This window comes from Staphylococcus sp. GDY8P67P, from assembly GCF_017892545.1.
In the GTDB taxonomy this organism is placed as follows: domain Bacteria; phylum Bacillota; class Bacilli; order Staphylococcales; family Staphylococcaceae; genus Staphylococcus; species Staphylococcus ureilyticus.
Map to the genome: position 1 here is coordinate 373248 of NZ_JAESLH010000004.1, position 17801 is coordinate 391048.

At 31.9% G+C, this 17801-nt stretch carries 19 protein-coding genes; 4 read left to right on the forward strand and 15 right to left on the reverse strand.

The window, feature by feature from the left end; genetic code table 11:
• Positions 1-52 precede the first annotated feature (52 nt).
• The 9 genes from KA833_RS01765 to KA833_RS01805 all read right to left on the reverse strand — a co-directional run bounded on the left by KA833_RS01765 (position 53) and on the right by KA833_RS01805 (position 9147).
• Positions 53-1696: an alpha-keto acid decarboxylase family protein gene (locus KA833_RS01765; protein ID WP_210128294.1), complete on the reverse strand. Its 1644-nt coding sequence runs from the start codon at positions 1694-1696 to the stop codon at positions 53-55.
• A 196-nt stretch (positions 1697-1892) separates the two neighbouring features.
• Positions 1893-2351, reverse strand: a complete 459-nt coding sequence (locus KA833_RS01770) for a MarR family winged helix-turn-helix transcriptional regulator (RefSeq protein WP_210128293.1) — start codon at positions 2349-2351, stop codon at positions 1893-1895.
• A 34-nt stretch (positions 2352-2385) separates the two neighbouring features.
• On the reverse strand, positions 2386-3570 hold the full coding sequence (locus tag KA833_RS01775; protein ID WP_210128292.1) for a MalY/PatB family protein: 1185 nt from the start codon (positions 3568-3570) through the stop codon (positions 2386-2388).
• 18 nt (positions 3571-3588) lie between these two features.
• Positions 3589-4536, reverse strand: coding sequence for an SLAC1 family transporter (locus tag KA833_RS01780; protein ID WP_210128291.1), 948 nt, complete (start codon positions 4534-4536; stop codon positions 3589-3591).
• Positions 4537-4716: 180 nt separating this feature from the next.
• Positions 4717-5145, reverse strand: coding sequence for an NAD(+)--rifampin ADP-ribosyltransferase (gene arr / locus KA833_RS01785; protein WP_210128290.1), 429 nt, complete (start codon positions 5143-5145; stop codon positions 4717-4719).
• A 274-nt stretch (positions 5146-5419) separates the two neighbouring features.
• Positions 5420-6178, reverse strand: a complete 759-nt coding sequence (locus KA833_RS01790; protein WP_046206587.1) for a glycerophosphoryl diester phosphodiesterase — start codon at positions 6176-6178, stop codon at positions 5420-5422.
• Positions 6179-6348: 170 nt separating this feature from the next.
• Positions 6349-7437: a M23 family metallopeptidase gene (locus KA833_RS01795; RefSeq protein ID WP_046206586.1), complete on the reverse strand. Its 1089-nt coding sequence runs from the start codon at positions 7435-7437 to the stop codon at positions 6349-6351.
• Positions 7438-7807: 370 nt separating this feature from the next.
• Positions 7808-8158: a DUF4064 domain-containing protein gene (locus KA833_RS01800; protein WP_046206585.1), complete on the reverse strand. Its 351-nt coding sequence runs from the start codon at positions 8156-8158 to the stop codon at positions 7808-7810.
• A 23-nt stretch (positions 8159-8181) separates the two neighbouring features.
• The gene (locus KA833_RS01805; RefSeq protein ID WP_210128289.1) at positions 8182-9147 is read right to left on the reverse strand and encodes a DUF4352 domain-containing protein; all 966 of its coding nucleotides are present in this window, start codon (positions 9145-9147) and stop codon (positions 8182-8184) included.
• 435 nt (positions 9148-9582) lie between these two features.
• Between KA833_RS01805 and KA833_RS01810 the strand changes: the two genes are divergently transcribed.
• Complete coding sequence (locus KA833_RS01810) at positions 9583-10779, forward strand: MFS transporter (protein WP_481906373.1); 1197 nt, start codon at positions 9583-9585, stop codon at positions 10777-10779.
• A 56-nt stretch (positions 10780-10835) separates the two neighbouring features.
• Here KA833_RS01810 and KA833_RS01815 read toward each other — a convergent pair whose 3' ends face one another.
• A complete protein-coding gene (locus KA833_RS01815; RefSeq protein ID WP_046206583.1) occupies positions 10836-11813 on the reverse strand; it encodes a tRNA dihydrouridine synthase in 978 nt (325 codons plus the stop codon).
• Positions 11814-12102: 289 nt separating this feature from the next.
• On the reverse strand, positions 12103-13272 hold the full coding sequence (locus KA833_RS01820; protein WP_210128287.1) for a YbfB/YjiJ family MFS transporter: 1170 nt from the start codon (positions 13270-13272) through the stop codon (positions 12103-12105).
• 176 nt (positions 13273-13448) lie between these two features.
• Here KA833_RS01820 and KA833_RS01825 point away from each other — a divergent pair, with 176 nt between their 5' ends.
• Positions 13449-14255, forward strand: a complete 807-nt coding sequence (locus KA833_RS01825) for a DUF3100 domain-containing protein (protein WP_064209135.1) — start codon at positions 13449-13451, stop codon at positions 14253-14255.
• A gap of 2 nt (positions 14256-14257) precedes the next feature.
• Positions 14258-14710, forward strand: a complete 453-nt coding sequence (locus KA833_RS01830) for a hypothetical protein (RefSeq protein WP_046206580.1) — start codon at positions 14258-14260, stop codon at positions 14708-14710.
• Positions 14711-14784: 74 nt separating this feature from the next.
• On the opposite strand, the gene KA833_RS01835 is transcribed toward KA833_RS01830, so the two are convergent.
• Positions 14785-15126, reverse strand: coding sequence for a DoxX family protein (locus KA833_RS01835; protein ID WP_070658088.1), 342 nt, complete (start codon positions 15124-15126; stop codon positions 14785-14787).
• Between the two features lie 26 nt (positions 15127-15152).
• On the reverse strand, positions 15153-15713 hold the full coding sequence (locus KA833_RS01840) for a TetR family transcriptional regulator (protein WP_046206578.1): 561 nt from the start codon (positions 15711-15713) through the stop codon (positions 15153-15155).
• A 139-nt stretch (positions 15714-15852) separates the two neighbouring features.
• On the opposite strand from KA833_RS01840, the gene KA833_RS01845 reads away from it, so the two are divergent.
• The gene (locus tag KA833_RS01845; RefSeq protein WP_210128286.1) at positions 15853-16794 is read left to right on the forward strand and encodes a DsbA family protein; all 942 of its coding nucleotides are present in this window, start codon (positions 15853-15855) and stop codon (positions 16792-16794) included.
• Between the two features lie 143 nt (positions 16795-16937).
• On the opposite strand, the gene KA833_RS01850 is transcribed toward KA833_RS01845, so the two are convergent.
• On the reverse strand, positions 16938-17276 hold the full coding sequence (locus tag KA833_RS01850) for a hypothetical protein (RefSeq protein ID WP_046206576.1): 339 nt from the start codon (positions 17274-17276) through the stop codon (positions 16938-16940).
• Positions 17277-17468: 192 nt separating this feature from the next.
• The coding region (locus KA833_RS01855; protein ID WP_210128285.1) for an LPXTG cell wall anchor domain-containing protein at positions 17469-17801 on the reverse strand (333 nt) is incomplete at its 5' end.

The window sequence follows — 17801 nt, forward strand, 5'->3', positions numbered from 1 at the left end:
TTCTCAATTTCATTGTAAACGAATATCGCTGTTTTTTAAAAAATTCCAATCATCACCCATTTTGTTGGGCAAAAGCCTTACCTATAGCATCTAATTTTTCTGGTGCATCATGTACATCCATGTGAACTTCTACAAAATGCATGATGTTAGGGTTTTGATTAATTTCGTCTAATGCCGTTGCCAACGTATTACTTGTTGTAACATCATGTATTTGAACGTCTGTTTCCTTCATACCAAACACGAACGGTAACTGCTTGTAGTTCCACATTTTAATATCGTTGTACAGTGCAGTTTCACCGTGAATTTTACGTTCCACTGTATATCCATCGTTATTGATGACAAAAATAACTGGTTTTAATGCCTCACGTATGATTGTTGATAATGCTTGAACAGTTAGTTGAAGCGAACCATCACCAATCAACAGCACGTTTCTACGTTGTTTGTCCGCAATTTGTGTTCCTAGAGTCGCAGGTAAAGTATAACCGATTGATCCCCATAATGGTTGTCCTATAAATGTATTATCTTTAGAGAAAAGTAAATCATAAGCACCAAAGAATGACGTGCCTTGTTCAGCAAGTATAACGTCTTGAGGCTGAATAAATTGCTGCATTAATTTGAAATATGTTGACTGTTTTAATGGTTCATCACTTAATTCAACCGTTTCGTTAGTTACTTGATAACGTGGATAATTCACGTCAGCTGTATAATCAATATTCAACAAACTATCTAGTAAATCTACGAGTTTTACTTCTTCATCACGTAATTCGTCAACTTTAAAATAATGATGATTCATCATGATTACATTTTCTAAATTAAATCCATAAGAAAATCCAGCAGTAGCAGAATCTGTAAGTTTTGCTCCGATATTTAAAATGACATCACTTTGATCTACATAAGCTTTAATTTGTTCATCTGCAATCTTTCCATCATAAACACCCATATAATATTGATTCTCTTCATTGAAAGCCCCTTTACCTAAGGACAATTGAGCAACTGGTATATGTGTTTGGTTAACAAATTGTTCTAGTTTATCATGCAACGCAAAACTATTGATTTCATGTCCAGCTATAATTAAAGGTTGCTTTGCATTTTTTAATTTGTTTTCTATTATTTCTATATAACTGTCAACATCTTGTTTGGCTGGTGCAGTATATTGGTATGGTGTTTCTACTTCAATATCCACAGCAGCTACATCTATAGGTAAATGTATATGAACGGGACGTTTTTCATTAATTGCTGCATTGATTAATCGAGGAATTTCAGTTTGTGCATTTTCTGGAGTGATATATCCTTGTGCTGTTGTGATATGTTTGTACATTTTACGATAATCATCAAATGTGCCTTCACCTAATGAATGATGTACATATTTACCAGCACGTTCAACTTCACGTGTTGGTGCGCCTGTGATTGCTATGACTGGTACACGTTCTGCATATGCACCTGCAATACCGTTAACCGCACTTAGCTCTCCCACACCAAATGTTGTTACCATTGCACTAATGCCTTTAATTCTTGCATAACCATCTGCTGCGTAACTTGCGTTAAGTTCATTTGTGTTACCAATCCATTCCATATCTTCTCGATTGATAATATCGTCTAAGAATGTAAGATTAAAGTCACCAGGTACACCAAATACTTTATCAACACCAACTGAGCGAATTGCATCCATTAAATATTGTCCTACTCTTTTTTGCATACATCATTTCTCCTTTAATGTGTTTCGTTTTCATTACACATTAAATATAACTTGTTAAATAAATTAGGTCAAGTTTATTGACTTATTTACATAATCAAACAAAGAGGCTTTTTCTAACATCTAGAAAACAAGCCTCTGATATAAACGATTGTATTAAGTAGGTACAATTTTGCTATTCTATTGACATACACATACTTTAAAAATTATTCTTCTCATCTTTCAAATATTTTACTGATTGGAATCCTTCTCTATATGAAGCAAATTCTTCCATAATCGCATACCAATCATTGCCAACTTTTTCTTGAATTTCTTTAAACATATCATTTTGTGTTTTATTTAATTTACGCACTAAGTTGCGGCCTTTTTCTGTTGGATATAACGTTTTAATACGCTTATCTTCTGGTGCCTGTTTTTCTACAATGAATGCTTCATCTCTTAGTTTTTTTAAAGTTGCATGGCTACCTTGCTTAGAAATTTCTAACTTTTTCAATAAATCTTTAATCGAGATGCCAGGGACTTTTTCAATAAAAAATAAAAATCTATGGTGTTGACGATTCAAACCATAATCTTTAATGATTTCATCCGCTGTCGTAATAAATGTTTTATATGCGAAGTAAAATAGCAAATTTTCATAGTCATTATTTTTTATTTCCATAAGTCACTGTCCTTTTAAAATTTTTGGGGAACCTTTAACTCAAAGCTTTAATAAAACGTTGAACACCATCTTTGGCAGTTTGAGGCGCACAAGCTACATTCATTCTTAAAAAGCCTCTGCCTTCTTCACCATACTTTGTACCAGGTTCAAGCGCAACTTTGCCTTGTTCTAGTAACTTTCTCATCATTTCTTCTTCAGTTAAACCCGTTTCTCTATAGTCAATCCATAACAAATAGGTTGCTTGAGGCTTTTTAATTTTTATTTGTGGGATGGCTTTAGTAATTTCTGAAATAGCATAATCCATATTTGAAGACACAATATCTATGAGTTTATCAAGCCAATCTTCCCCGTGAGTATAGGCAGATTCTAGTGCAGCTGCACCAAATGGACTAATACGGTTAACGCCTAAACCATGTGCCGCAAAATTTGACTCTAATGCTTGTCTAATATCTTTATTGGGTGAAATAATCAAAGCAGCATGAATACCTGCTAGATTAAATGTTTTTGTAGGTGCAGTGCACGTAATGATTTTTTGTGCTTCTTTTTCAGATGCTAATTTATCAAGCGGGATATGTTGATAATCAGTAAATACCAAATCAGCATGAATTTCATCTGATAGTATTAACACATCATATTTCACACATAATTCAATCACTTTTTCCAAAGTGTCTTTAGACCAAACAATGCCGCCTGGATTATGTGGGTTACATAAGATAAACATTTTTACGCCTTGCTTTAACTTTTCTTCAAAGTCTTCAAAGTCGATTGAGTAATTTCTCTCATCTTCTATCAAAGCACACGTTATTAATTGTCGATTCATACCTGAAGGCAAATTGGAAAAAGGTGGATAAACCGGAGGCGTGATTAAAACACTATCTTTTGGAGTCGTAAATGTTTCAATAATTGATGCTATCGCAGGAACTACACCTGAATGCGCAAGAATCCAATCTTTCTCAATATGCCAATCATGACGTTTATGAAACCAAGATTGAATCGCTTTTTTGCAGTCTTCATCTAAATAAGAATAGCCAAACACACCGTGATCGACACATTTCTGTAACGCTTCAATCACTGGTTGTGGCGCTTTAAAATCCATATCCGCAATCCACATTGGCAGTACATCTGAAGCATCATCAATATGATACACATCCTCCATCGTATCCCATTTAACTGATCGCGTCTGCTTTCTATTAACAACTTCATTAAAATGATAAATCATTACAACCACTCCTTTACCTTAAAACACATTATTGTTGATTCTTTTTCTCAAAAAAACAATATAACCCAAAATGACATACACAACAGCTAATAACGCAAATATAATTTCACATATCAACATGAATTGTAATAAATTTTGTAATACGCTCGGAAAACGCACATGAATCATAAAATTAAAATAAGCAGTCGCTGTTGTTACCCACGGAAATGTTAAAGCGGCAAATGAAAATTTAAAATTTATAGCCACTAACTTAGGAATAAACATTAATGAGACCATAAAAAGTAGTTGGGATATTATAAAACCACTTACCATTATAATGATGTCATTCGATTTTGCACTAATTAAAAACCCATTAAGACAAAGTGCTGCAGGAGCCGCTATAATGATTGACATTGGAAATTGATTTTCATTATATAAGCGCCAAGTTTTTTTGATTAAAATAATCGCTATTAGTATTATAAAACAAAAGGTTGCTATATATACCGTGAATTCACCTAGGACTGGATTAAATTCTTTTGCAGTTTCAGCTATTACACCTATCCCTACAAATGTTACAAACCAACTCGTATTCGGCAAAACAGTACCTTTGTTATGTAATATTAGATGATAGTAAATAAAACCTGCAATAATGATAAATTGGATGATAATCGTTAACCACCATAACCATAATAGTAAACCAAGATTGACATTCAAGTGATGCTTTATGATGTAAATGATTGTCATTAAAGCCATTGGAAACGTTGGGAAGGTAGCGCAGATATGACGATCACTCAATTCATTATATACTGTATGAGGATACAATATACACTTTTTAATAAATAACACTAAAATGATGCAACTCAATATAAAAAATAACACTGCTAAACCATACCAAGACATATTAAACAGTAAATTACTAAGCGAAGCGATACCTAATGCTAATCCACAAATAACCGTTGGTAATACTTTAATCAATTTATAAAACATAATTTTAATCCTTTTACAATATTTAGTTATATCATTACTATACTATGCTTAAACTATTTATGTGTAAAATAAGATTATTATTTCGTTACCTTTTTATCATCTTGCCTAATCTTCTGTGCCTTTATTTTTGTATTAATTCAATATATGCACATATTTGAATGTGACATTCATATCGATATATTAATCTTCAATAATATCTAATCCTTTGTCCCTCAACTGCTTTAAACCCTTGAGCATTTGGTTAATATCGTCATCCGAATGTCTTTCCCATACGCTTAATTCCGCGACAATTTTTAGTGGTTCAGTAGAGCGATAAGAAAGCGTTGGATTGCCAGGTAATTTTTTATCTGTGACGTTCGGATTGTCTTCAAATTCTCCCAATGGTTCAACAACATAAATATGCTCTTCTGCCCTATCCTTAGATAAAGCAACTGCAAGTTCAGCTCCCCATTTTGCGGCTTCTAATGTACCTGTGAAATATATATTGTTCATAATTCGATCTTGATAATTCGATTTATATAATGGATGCAGTAAATCACCTATCTCTAATTTAACTTTTGTACCATGTAAATATAAGTTTTGTCCAAATTGTGCTGTTTCACTGTTCATCGCTTAAGTCCCCCTCATAATCAGTAAGCTGTTCAATTATTATATGCAATATCTATTGGAAAATATAGACTATAATATCTGACACTCGCATCGTATAATTAAAGCAAAGGAGGTTTTATATTTATATTATTTTTTTAACAATTGTTGATTATAAAAATAATGTACGACATAGCGCTTGCTTAAACGAAACTTCTGTTACATCTAAATTAAAAACGGAGCTAATCAACTTCAAAAAGTTTTGCAGCACCGTTTTATATATGATAATTATATTAATTTAATCAGCATTAAACCCACTATTTAAATGGACTAACTCATCAGCTTTATCTGTAAACACGCCGTCTACGCCCCAATTGGACAATTGATTTGCCCTCACTTTACTATTCACCGTCCATACATTTAATTCGTAACCAGCATTTTTAATTGAACGCACGCGTGCTTGAGACAGTTTTGCATCTTCAATATTGACAATCGTTGATTCACAATAGTCTAAAAGTGTTCTCCAATCACCTGTAAATGCTGCTGCTTTAAAAAGAACTGCTCGCTTATATTGTGGCATTAGCTGCTGTGCTAATTTCAATAAAACAATATTAAAACTAGATAATAAAATATCTAAATTTGAATTTAATGTGTTTAATTTTTCAGCAACTTGTTTAATCATACTTTCTGATAACACACTACCATCTTTACCTGTTACACCTTTTAATTCAATATTTAAATTCATTTTATATTTATTAGCTAATGCAACCACCTCATCAAAAGTCGGCAGTTTTTCCTCTGCATATTTAGCATTAAACCAATTGCCAGCAGATGCTTGTTTGATTTCATCATAATTCAATTGTGTAATTTCGCCAATCATATCTGTTGTTCTATCTAAAAAATCATCATGAATAATGACGAGTTGTTCATCTTTTGTTATTGCAACATCAAGCTCAATCCATTTTAATCCAGGCACATGCGCAGCTGCTTCAAATGCTGCCATTGTATTTTCAGGTGCTTTACTTGATAATCCTCTATGAGCATAAACTGTAAACATATCATCTTCCCCTTCAATGTGATTTTAGTGTAATTATGATATGTCATGAACCATAATTCAAATTATCTAAGCTATTATCAGAAAAAACATTTTATAGTCGAAAATCAAACAAAAAAGTCGCCTTCTGTATCCTTAATAGGAGTTCAAAGGCGACCAATAGGTGTCATATATTATGATTTTGAATTTACATATGAAGTTGGATCAACAGAATATCCGTTCCCCACGCCACCTGACATACGTTGGAAATGTAAATGAGGTGCAGTAGAATTTCCTGTACTTCCTGATAAACCAATTTGTTGTCCTTCTTTAACTTCTTGGCCAGATTTAACATTTAAAGAATTCATATGCATATACCATTGATAGTTATCACTGTTTTTCTCTTGGATTGTAACTTGGTTACCACCACCATAGTTACTCCAACCACTTTGAATTACTGTACCATCTGCTAATGAATAAACTGGTGTGTTTTCATCCATTGCGTAGTCAACGCCATAGTGTGCACCACCGCCATGGTAACTACCATAAGGTTGTAATTGACGATTTTTAGTTAACCAATTTGATGAATGTGTACTATTATTACTACTGTTTGATGCTACTTCTGATTGTGTAGCTTTTTGTTGTGGTGCAGCTTGTTGTTGTGGTGTTGAATCATTACTTGATGTAGTGTTTTGTTGCACATTATTCGTACCATTATTTTGTGTGTAACTTGTTTCATAATTGTTATTTGTTGATGCGTTATTTTGTGTATGATTTACATTATTAGAATTACTTTGTGCTGTTTGTCCAGATTCAGTGCCATGGTTCGTTGTTGCACTATTATCAACATCATCGTTTTCTGATGTTTGGTTGATGTCATAACCTTCTGATTGTACTTCTTCATGACTTTGGTCATCAGTGTAGTTATTATCATCTGAGACATTTACATTATCTACGTTTGAAGCGTTGTTTGAAGTGTTATTAGCACTTTGATTATTCATTGGGAAATAATAGTAATGATAATTCCCCTCATCGTCTATTAAATAGAAATAATATTGTTGTTGATCAAACATAGATTGATCCCAATTTCCATCTAATGTGTGATGATAGTTCCCATTATCATCTTGATCAATATATCCATAATTAAAAATATCACTATAAGACTGATTGCTTGTGTACTGTGTATTAGATTGATTATTTTCTGAAGCGTGTGCTTCACCTTGTGCGATACCAATTGCACCTAAAGATAATGTAGCAATTGTTGCTGTAACCATTTTTTTCATAATTAATAAGTCCTCCCAAAATTTTTACATACATAATAGTATCAGAGAAACTGTATAAAAAGAATAGCAGAAACTGTTTTTTAATTTGTTAGTAATTTATTTGTGATGTAACGTAAATTTTTTGAAAATTCCTAATATGTATTACGATTGTACCTTCAAAATTTCAAAAAAAAAATAGCGTGTTATGGTATTTCATTTTCTAAAAAGCTTTCCTTATTCTATTACAAAGTTAACAATCGAATAAATACATTTTTAAGTACATTTATATACAAGGCTAATAATTATCTAATTAACATTAGCTTGATACAAAAAAACCGAGACATCATTATCTATGTCTCGGATGGTTTAATACTATTTTTTGTCTACTGTATTACTTTCTTATTAATGCTAATATACCGGCTACTAATATTAATATACCTGATAAAATACCAAAAAAGCTTATAAAAATTATATTTAAAATACCACCTATGATTAATAATATTCCTATTAAGACTCTTTTTTTGTTTATAATACAACTAAGAACCAGTGTTATTATACAAGTTATTATAACCGCTACGCCTAATCCAGTTATACTGCCACTATCTGTTGCTCCAAATTCTTTGCCAATACCGTCGACCATTATAGCGAATAAGCCACCTATAATACCAAATATACTTCCTAATATTCCTAAAATCATTTCTGCTACTCTATTTGTTTGTTTTTTTCCAATATACTCATTCATATAAATTACTCCTTTTCTTTTTACTACGCTGCTTCATCTTCAGCAGTTTCATCTTCTTCGCTTTGTTTCATATCTTCTTCATACTCTTTATCTATTTCATCCATTTCTTCTTCATATTCTTTATCTATCTCATCCATTTCCTTTTCGTATGCTTCATCTTGCTTTTTCATTTCTTCTTCAAATGCTTGATCTTCTTCTTCCATCTTTTTATTGTATAATTCATCAACACGTGCTTCTAATTGATCATATTCTATCTCTAATACCTCATGATCAACATGGTCCATTTTTTCACCATCCGTGAGTTCATTATATTCATCAACTAATGTGTTATACATTTCTGCTGGATATGTTATTTCATCGCTTTCATCATCTTCTTTTTCGGTATCAGTTTTTTCAGCATCCGCTGTTTCACTTGTACTTTCATTATCATTACTTGCTGATACAGAATTACTAGTTTGTTGATTACTCGCTTCTTTAATATCTTCTTTCTTTATGTTCCATTTTGCTTTAATATTTTCAAAATTTGGCGTAGCATCCATTTCTAAAGTATATGTATCATTTTCAGGAACGTCATAAGTAATCATACCTGATCCAGTATTTCCTTTGTTCAATTGATGTGAAAACCCTGAGTCTCCTTCACTCTCCCCGTACCATTCTTGATAATTTTCACCGTTCACTTTCATGCTAAAATCAGTCGAATCAACTAATACTTGATCTTCATTATTATTTTTAAATTTCAAATATACTTTTATAACTCTGCCATTTTCAGGTTCACTATATTCATCATAATTATTTACATATTCTACTTTTGCTAATTTCACATCTACACCATCAGCGTCCACTACTTGTCCAATTTTAAAATTCTTCATAGTATTCGTAGCTTTTGACTTATTATCTTCTTTTCTGTCAGATTTTGTTTCCTTACCATCCGTATTACAACCAGCTAAGATACATATGATTAAAACAGCCAAAAACAATAGTTTTTTCATTTTACCACTTCCTCATTTTACATTTACAGTTAATTTGAATTTTGTTCAACTTTAAAATTATTTTAAACCATACTACATAATCTTATAACATATTTAGTTAAAATCAATCATTTTTTTGAAATTTATGTTAATTTAAAATTTTATTAATGTGCTATCTTAGGAAAACCTATTTTTGTTACAAAAATGACTGTAGAAATAATTATCTTAGAAACGAAATTTCATAAATAATTAGTCCTACAGTCATATTAAAATTTTTCTTTTTATATGATTTATTCAAATCTCTGTTCAAATTGTTACAAAGCTGTAAGTGTTTTATTAAGTGATATGTCATAAAAATGTACTTTATGTTTTTAACAAAAAATGCAAGTATAAATAATATATTTTTTATATTATTAATTACATGCTACCATAAAAATATCAACTAATAAGCGGGGCATGAAATTGAATAATTTAAAAAAACATTATGTGACAAAAGGTTCGAAAGACTATTTAAAAATCATTATTGCACTTTTCATTTCCGGTTTTACTATCTTTTCTATCTTATATAGTGTTCAACCTTTGATTCCACATTTCACAAAGTCATTTAATATTAGTGAAACTGTTTCAAGTTTAGCTTTATCAGCAGCAACCATTACCTTAGCGATTGCTATGCTATTTTTCGGGGCACTATCCGAAGTGTTAGGTCGTAAACCTATAATGATTTTTTCTGTTCTTTCTGTATCCTTACTCGCCTTAATACAACCATTTTTAACAGATTTCAATACTTTTTTAATTGTGCGATTAATCCAAGGCATATGTCTAGCTGGTTTACCATCAATCGCAATGGCTTATATTGGTGAAGAAATTTCATCACAAAATTTACCTGAGGCGATGGGCATTTATATTAGTGGAAATGCTTTTGGCGGTGCCTTTGGAAGAATATTCACCGGTTTTATTTCAAGTATATATGGATATCAAACTGGCCTAATTTCTATAGGTATAATCAGTCTTATTGCAGCCATTTTATTTACATTTTTATTACCGTCATCTAAACATTTTGAAAAACAGCGTTTTTCTGTAAAAACATTATTAATGAGTTATTATAAGCATCTAACAAATATCAGATTGCTCAAACCATTTATGATTGGCTTTCTGCTACTTGGGTGTAACATCGCAGCATTTAACTATATTGGTTTCGTGTTATCAGAAAAACCATATAATTTACATGATAGCATCATTAGTTTTATTTACTTATTATTTTTAATAGGTATGATTTCCTCAATACTAAACGCAAAATTACGTATGAAATTAGGTACTTTAAATGCCTTGAAATTCAGTGTTTTATTGTTAATTTTCGGTGTTAACATCACTTTATTGCCACCGCTAACATTCAAAATTATTGGCTTAGCCTTTAGTGTTTATGCTTTTTTTAGTGGGCATGCAATTGCAAGTGCAGTCGTTACCAGTCGTGCAGAAGACCATAAAGCACAGGCCTCTAGCCTATACTTATTATTTTATTATATGGGTTCTTCTGTAGGTGGTACTTTAGCCGGTGTGTTTTATAACTATATTCAATGGCCTGGCGTAGTTTTAATGATTACTAGTTTTATGGTCATAGCATTCGTTATTGCTCTTACCATTAAGCAAAAATAGGCTTGAAAATCTAAAATATTAAGATTTCCAAGCCTATTTATATATTCAAATTTTTACTATTGTATTGTTGTTTCCATATTCGCTTCAAATTCATCTAGTAGTTCACGTGCTTCATCAGTCGTATTTGTACTCATCAGTTGATGTCTTAACTCACTTGCACCTCTGATGCCACGCACATATATTTTAAAGAATCTGCGCAACGGTTTAAATAAGCGTGTTTCTTCTTGTGAATATTTGTCGAACAAATCAAGATGAAGTCTCAACAAGTCTAAAAGTTCTGCACTCGTATGTTCTCTTGGTTCTTTTTCAAAAGCATAAGGATTATGGAAAATCCCACGTCCAATCATGATACCATCGATACCATACTTTTCTGCCAGTTCAAGCCCAGTTTTTCTATCTGGAATATCACCATTTATCGTCAATAATGTATTTGGTGCAATTTCATCACGTAGTTTTTTAATTTCACCGATTAATTCCCAATGGGCGTCTACTTTACTCATCTCTCTACGTGTACGCAGGTGAATTGATAAATTCGCAATATCTTGTTGAAAAACATGTTTCAACCACTTTCTCCATTCATCAATTTCAGAATAACCCAAACGTGTTTTAACACTTACAGGTAACCCTCCTGCTTTAGATGCTTGAATAATTTCAGCTGCAGTTTCAGGACGTAATATTAGTCCTGAACCCTTACCTTTTGTTGCAACATTCGCAACTGGACAACCCATATTCAAATCAATGCCTTTAAATCCCATCTCTGCCATGCCAATACTCATTTCACGAAAATGTTCAGGTTTATCACCCCAAATATGTGCAACGATGGGTTGTTCATCTTCTGTAAAAGTTAAACGGCCACGTACGCTATGTACGCCTTCAGGATGGCAAAAACTTTCCGTATTTGTAAACTCAGTGAAAAAGACATCAGGTCTTCCCGCTTCGCTGACTACATGACGAAAGACTACATCTGTTACATCTTCCATAGGCGCCAAAACAAAAAATGGACGCGGTAATTCACGCCAAAAATTTTCTTTCATATATATTTTAACCTTCTTATCTATTATTATCTCGAATTTTTATCCATGACGATATTACCACAAAAATTGGACTTATACAAAAAGATTATAAACTTCCAAAAGCAACTCGAAAACAGCTTATCTAAAAACTTATTACCTAAATAATCGAATAGTTACGCATTCGAAATAAATCTATTGTCACCTTAAATATTTTCGAAAGCAGTTCAAGTTATACATGCAGAAGGCGATCTATCTCATGATTTTTCTTCACTTTTTAACAAAATTATCAAAGTTATAAGAAAATATTCATTTAATACCTAGTCCGGTAACTATACATACTACTAAATAACCCTACACATAAAATAGCAGCAGCAAAAATCAAGGCTGCATTGAAGTTCCCTGCGCTTCCAATTAATAATCCTGACAATGCAGGTGCAATCATTTGCCCCAAACTGTATATGACAGTCAATATCGCAACTAAGTTCAGTTTACTATTATTTTGATACATTAAAGCTTGTGCTTTGGACATAAATAATGTAGTAAGCCCTAAAAACGTTGAACCAAATAATAATGAACTTAGAATCAAACTCAACATACTTTCTGATAGTATTGGCAAAGTAACACTTATTATTTGTAAAATAAAAGCTAAATAGGTCGCCTTACCATGGCCTAACATATCAGCCAACATAGACCAAAGAATGGTCGATGGTATCGCGCCTAACCCAACAAACATCCAACTTAATGCTGCATAGTCTGATAACGAGGGTATCGATTTAACAATGGCAACCAAAAATGTGCCCATAATAATATATCCAGCACCTTCGCAAAAATATGCAATGGAAAATCCCCAAATAAATTTTTTCTTCAACTTACTTGATACATTAGATTGACTTTCGTTTGTTTTATGGCTTTCGTGATCAGTACGATCATTTTCACGCATACCAAATATAATAAAAATAGCCATGATTAATGAAAAAATACCGAGCAAAACCCAAGTCGTTTTCCATGTATTCACTGAAGTAAATAAAAAAATAAAGATACTACTTGAAAAAATACCTAAACCTACACCACTATAAAGCAGACCTGATATACGTTCTTTTCGAACCATTTTTAATGCTTCTAACGCAACATTTGATGCTAATACAAAAACAGTACCACTAGACACACCAGAAACAAATCTAAAAATAGCCCATAAGATATAACTATCAAAAATACCCATGAATAGTGTTGAAATAATATTAATCATTAAATATATTTTAAGATCGACTACCTTATTAAATACAATAATCCAAATTGGAATTATTGCGCCAATAAGATACCCTAAATAATTATATGTAGCCAACATACCAGCACTCGGATTGTCCATACTGGTATTAAGCTGCATAAAAGGCATGATGGGCGTATATGCAAAACGTCCAATTGCCATAACAATAAACAAACACAACATACCTAAAACAAGTTGCTTATACGCTTCTTTCATACTTTACACACCTTTCAATAAATTAATTACATTATACACTTTTCATGATATTTACAAATACTTTTTCATTAGCAATCAATAATATTATCTTCAACCCCTTTTAATTTTGAAATAGTAAGTATAGAATAGGCATTATTATTATTTTGAATTTTCAGATTTTTATTAGGGGGATTGTTATGCAACAACAAAATATACTTTGGAAAGATTGGAGATTACATGGCATTGTCCTAATCATTATGATCATTTCTGAAGTGATTGGCGCACATAAAATTCCATTAGGTATAACTTCAATCCTATTGTTACCAGTAGTTTACGCAGTATTACTTGGTTTGGGAGTATATTTCACACCTATTATAGGTAAAAGACAAGCTAAGCACTCTGAACCAATGGTCTTTATTTCTGTAGCATTACTCATAGCAAAATTCGGGGTAGAGGCTGGACCTGCCCTTCCTAAAATTATTGCAGCTGGACCCGCTTTAATACTTCAAGAAGCCGGAAATTTAGCTACTATTATTATTTCATTACCGCTAGCTATACTTTTAGGTTTACGTAGAGAATCTATAGGCATGACACATTCAATAGGTAGAGAACCAAATTTAGCACTTATTACTGAAAAATATGGTATTACCTCTCCTGAATGGCGAGGAGTCATGTCCATGTATATATTTGGAACGATATTTGGGGCAATATTTTTTAGCATTTTCTCCGGCATACTAATCTCTATTTTACCTTTTAGCCCATTAGCATTTGCAATGGCGACAGGTGTAGGAAGTGGTGTGATGACTGCTGCTGCACTAGGTCCCTTAGTTGAAATGTATCCTGACCAAGCTAGTACAATTACAGCATTCTCTGGTGTGAGTAATTTACTTACATCTGTCACAGGGCTTTATGTGGGTATATTAATTGCTTTGCCATTAACTCGAAAATATTACAGCTTTATTATGCATATTAAATCAAAATTCACAAAAGATAAGGAGCAATGAGTATGAATTCAAAAGTTACAAACTGGATACTCACATTATGTGTGGTAGGCATTATTTCACTTTTTAGTAATTGGATTGGTTACAGTGTTATGCCAATAGAAGCTTTACCGGGCATTCTTACATTAATGGGCATTGCATTAAGCGGTTTAATCTTACGTGATATTGTTCCTTTAAATATACCTAGTATTGCTTATATTGGGATAATCGGACTCATCATTACAATACCAGGCATCCCTGGATCATCACACATTGTTGAATGGACTGAAAAAGTAGATCTGTTGTCATTAGCTACACCAGTGGTTGCATATGCAGGTGTTTCTATAGGAAATTCGTGGGCCGATTTTGCTAAGTTAGGTTGGAAAACAATTGTCGTAGGAACCGTAATATTGCTCAGTACATACGTAGGTTCTGCCCTTGTAGCAGAAATTGTTTTAAGCATTCAAGGTTTAGCATAATCTACACATAATCATCCCCGTACAAACAATTCAATCTATCGTTTGTACGGGGATAATTAAAGTCAGAAAATATTTTAAATATAATAAATGAATACTATAAAGTTCAATAAAAAGAGTACAATAGCTGGAATCGCTTTTTTAATTGGATCCTTGCCTAAGAAAATCAATGAAATTGCACCAACAAACATCGTTGCACCTAGTAATATACTTGATAATAAAGCAATCACATTATACAACACACCTATCAACATCCCCAGACCACCTACAAATTCAAAAATTCCTGTAATTTGATTAAAAATAGGTGGGTAGCCAAGACGCGCAAAATCTTGTTTCATTGCACCAGATAAAATTTTAGATCCTGTCATGATAAAAAATATCCCCAAAATTATTTGCAATATAATGATAATAATACTCATTTTAACGACCCCTTTTCATTTTTATCTTAGTCATACGCTAGCAAACCAGAAATCATATAAGGCGTAATGCGTTTAATATAATTTTCAGGTAACATCTCACTATCCTTTTGGTACCATGTTTCAGCTGCTTTATAGATACTTGCACTTATCATGTTTGCAGCCAATTGTCGTGTACTATCTTCTTCAAAGTCAATATCATTCAACAATTTATACAATACATTTGCAATATGTTCTTGAACAATATGGTCTATTGTCTCAGGATAACTCCTATGACATCTTCTATTTAAAGACAATTGAAACTCTGCCACTACTTTAAAAATGTCGACAATTGTATTTTCACTCATTGGTTTATATTCAAAATATTCATAATTTAAATTAATTAATAGTTCCTCAGCAAGCGCTTTTTCTAACAAATCATAGATATCACTGAAATGATAATAAAACGTAGCTCTATTGATAAGTGCCTCTTGTGTAATATCTTTTACAGTTATACTTTTAAAATCTTTAACACCAGACAATTTGATAAAAGCTTGCATGATAGATTTTCTCGTTTTAATGACGCGCAAGTCTGATTTTGATTGTACCATTCGACTCCCTCATTTTCTCCCAACATTTAATTCTGGATGTTGAATATTCAACATTTTCTACAATTTGTTGGTACTTATTATTCATATTACTACTTATCATAAGAGTATATCAATTTAATTAAACTACGGAGGTACAATTATGGAAAAAAATATGGTATGTGATATGTATTCGGGTGTTTGCAAACCGAGTGAAGAAAATGAAGTAGAAAACATAAACTTGAACAACCAAAGTCCTAATTTAACTTTATATTATATAACTGATCCTATGTGTTCACATTGTTGGGCTTTCGAACCAATTTTAAATAAACTGTTAGTTCAGTACGGTCATTTGTTTAATTTTCAAATGATTATGGGTGGTCTTTTAGAAGCTTGGGGGGATGGTCCTATTGATCCTGCTAATGGCATTTATAAACCAGCTGATGTGACACCACATTGGCAAGAAGTAGGTCAATATTCACGCATGCCTATCGATGGTACAGTTATGGAATTAGATCCTGTGCAATCTTCATACCCAGCATCTCGATTGTATAAAGCGATTCAGCAATTAGATTCCCCGACTTCTGCTATTGAATTTATTAGATTAGTGAGGGAAGCTGTTTTCGTCTTTAACCAAAATATTTCTGATAACAAAATACTTAAATCAATTGTACAAACTTTATATAAAAACAATAAAACAATAAATATTGAAACTATTTTTGATTTAGCAAATAGTACGCAAGGCCAGCAACTACTTTCAAACGATTTTAACTTAGTACGAGAATTAGGTGTCAGAGGTTTCCCTACAGTTGTCATAGTAAATCATGATAACCAAGGTACCAAAATTGTAGGTGCTAGAGATTTAAATGTTTATATAGATACACTTAAAAAACTTAACAATAATGGAAAAACCGTTTCAAAACCATTGCCAGATTTAGAATTATATTTAAAAAAACAACATCGTTTATTTTCTAAAGAAATTGAAATTATGTATGATATTGCGCAAGGCGAAGTACCAAATTTCGTTGAACAAAATTTGAGTCCTTCAGTTTACACAGCCAAAAATATCCTTGGTGAACATTATTATGAATTTATTTTATCGTAATATATGACAATCTAACTGACATTGTGAGCGAAATGCCTTACGTTCATCAAACACTATATGTACTTGCTCAATGCAGGTGAAATTCAATCAATTTATCAAATATGTTTATATAAAGTGTCACTTTATTGCATTTATATTCTTACTCATGTCGTTTTATATTTTTTCAAATATTCATTGTAATTAAAAGTTTCTATACTATTAGTTACAATGATATTTTTATTTAGCTGCGCTTCTAAATACCTACTCACTTCACAAACTGCATTTATTTTTATTGATTCTATGTCATTCATTTCTATTACTACAAAGTCTATTTCTTTAACACTATGATTCGTTTGAGAAAGTATCCTATAGATGTGTTGTAACAATCCTTCATTATATTTGGTTTTAGAAATTGCTACTACTTTTGAATTGATTGGTTCTTGATTTCTATTACGCAAGTAAAATAGTGTGTTACCTCTGCTATATTGAACGATGATATACATACAGAAACCCCATTTTAATTTTTTATATCTATAATTAGTATATACACATTACGCACAATTAATAAACTATTCATAATAAATCAAACTCAATTTATAATCAGTTTTATTTAAACAATAATTAGATAGTAAAAAAACCTGAGACTGCACATGTCTCAGGTTTCTTTATTTAATACTATTTTTATAATTTATTAATTATTTATCTTCTTCATTTTTTCTACGACGTTTGAAAACTAGTAATAACGCACCCAAACCTGCAAATAATGAACCAAATAAAGTACCTTTATTAATTTCATCTTTTCCTGTTTCAGGTAATTCAGATCTATTATCATTAATTTTTCTAGAGTTATCGGAACGATCATTTACTATTTTTGAAGTTTGATTTTGTTCTAACTCTGAAATATGATCGCGTTTAGATGGTTGGCTTATATCTGAACTTTCTCCTGATTTCGGTTCTTGAATATTTGAGTTTCCTTCTGTACTTGGATTTTCTCCCGTACCTGGGTTTTCTCCCGTACCTGGTTCTTC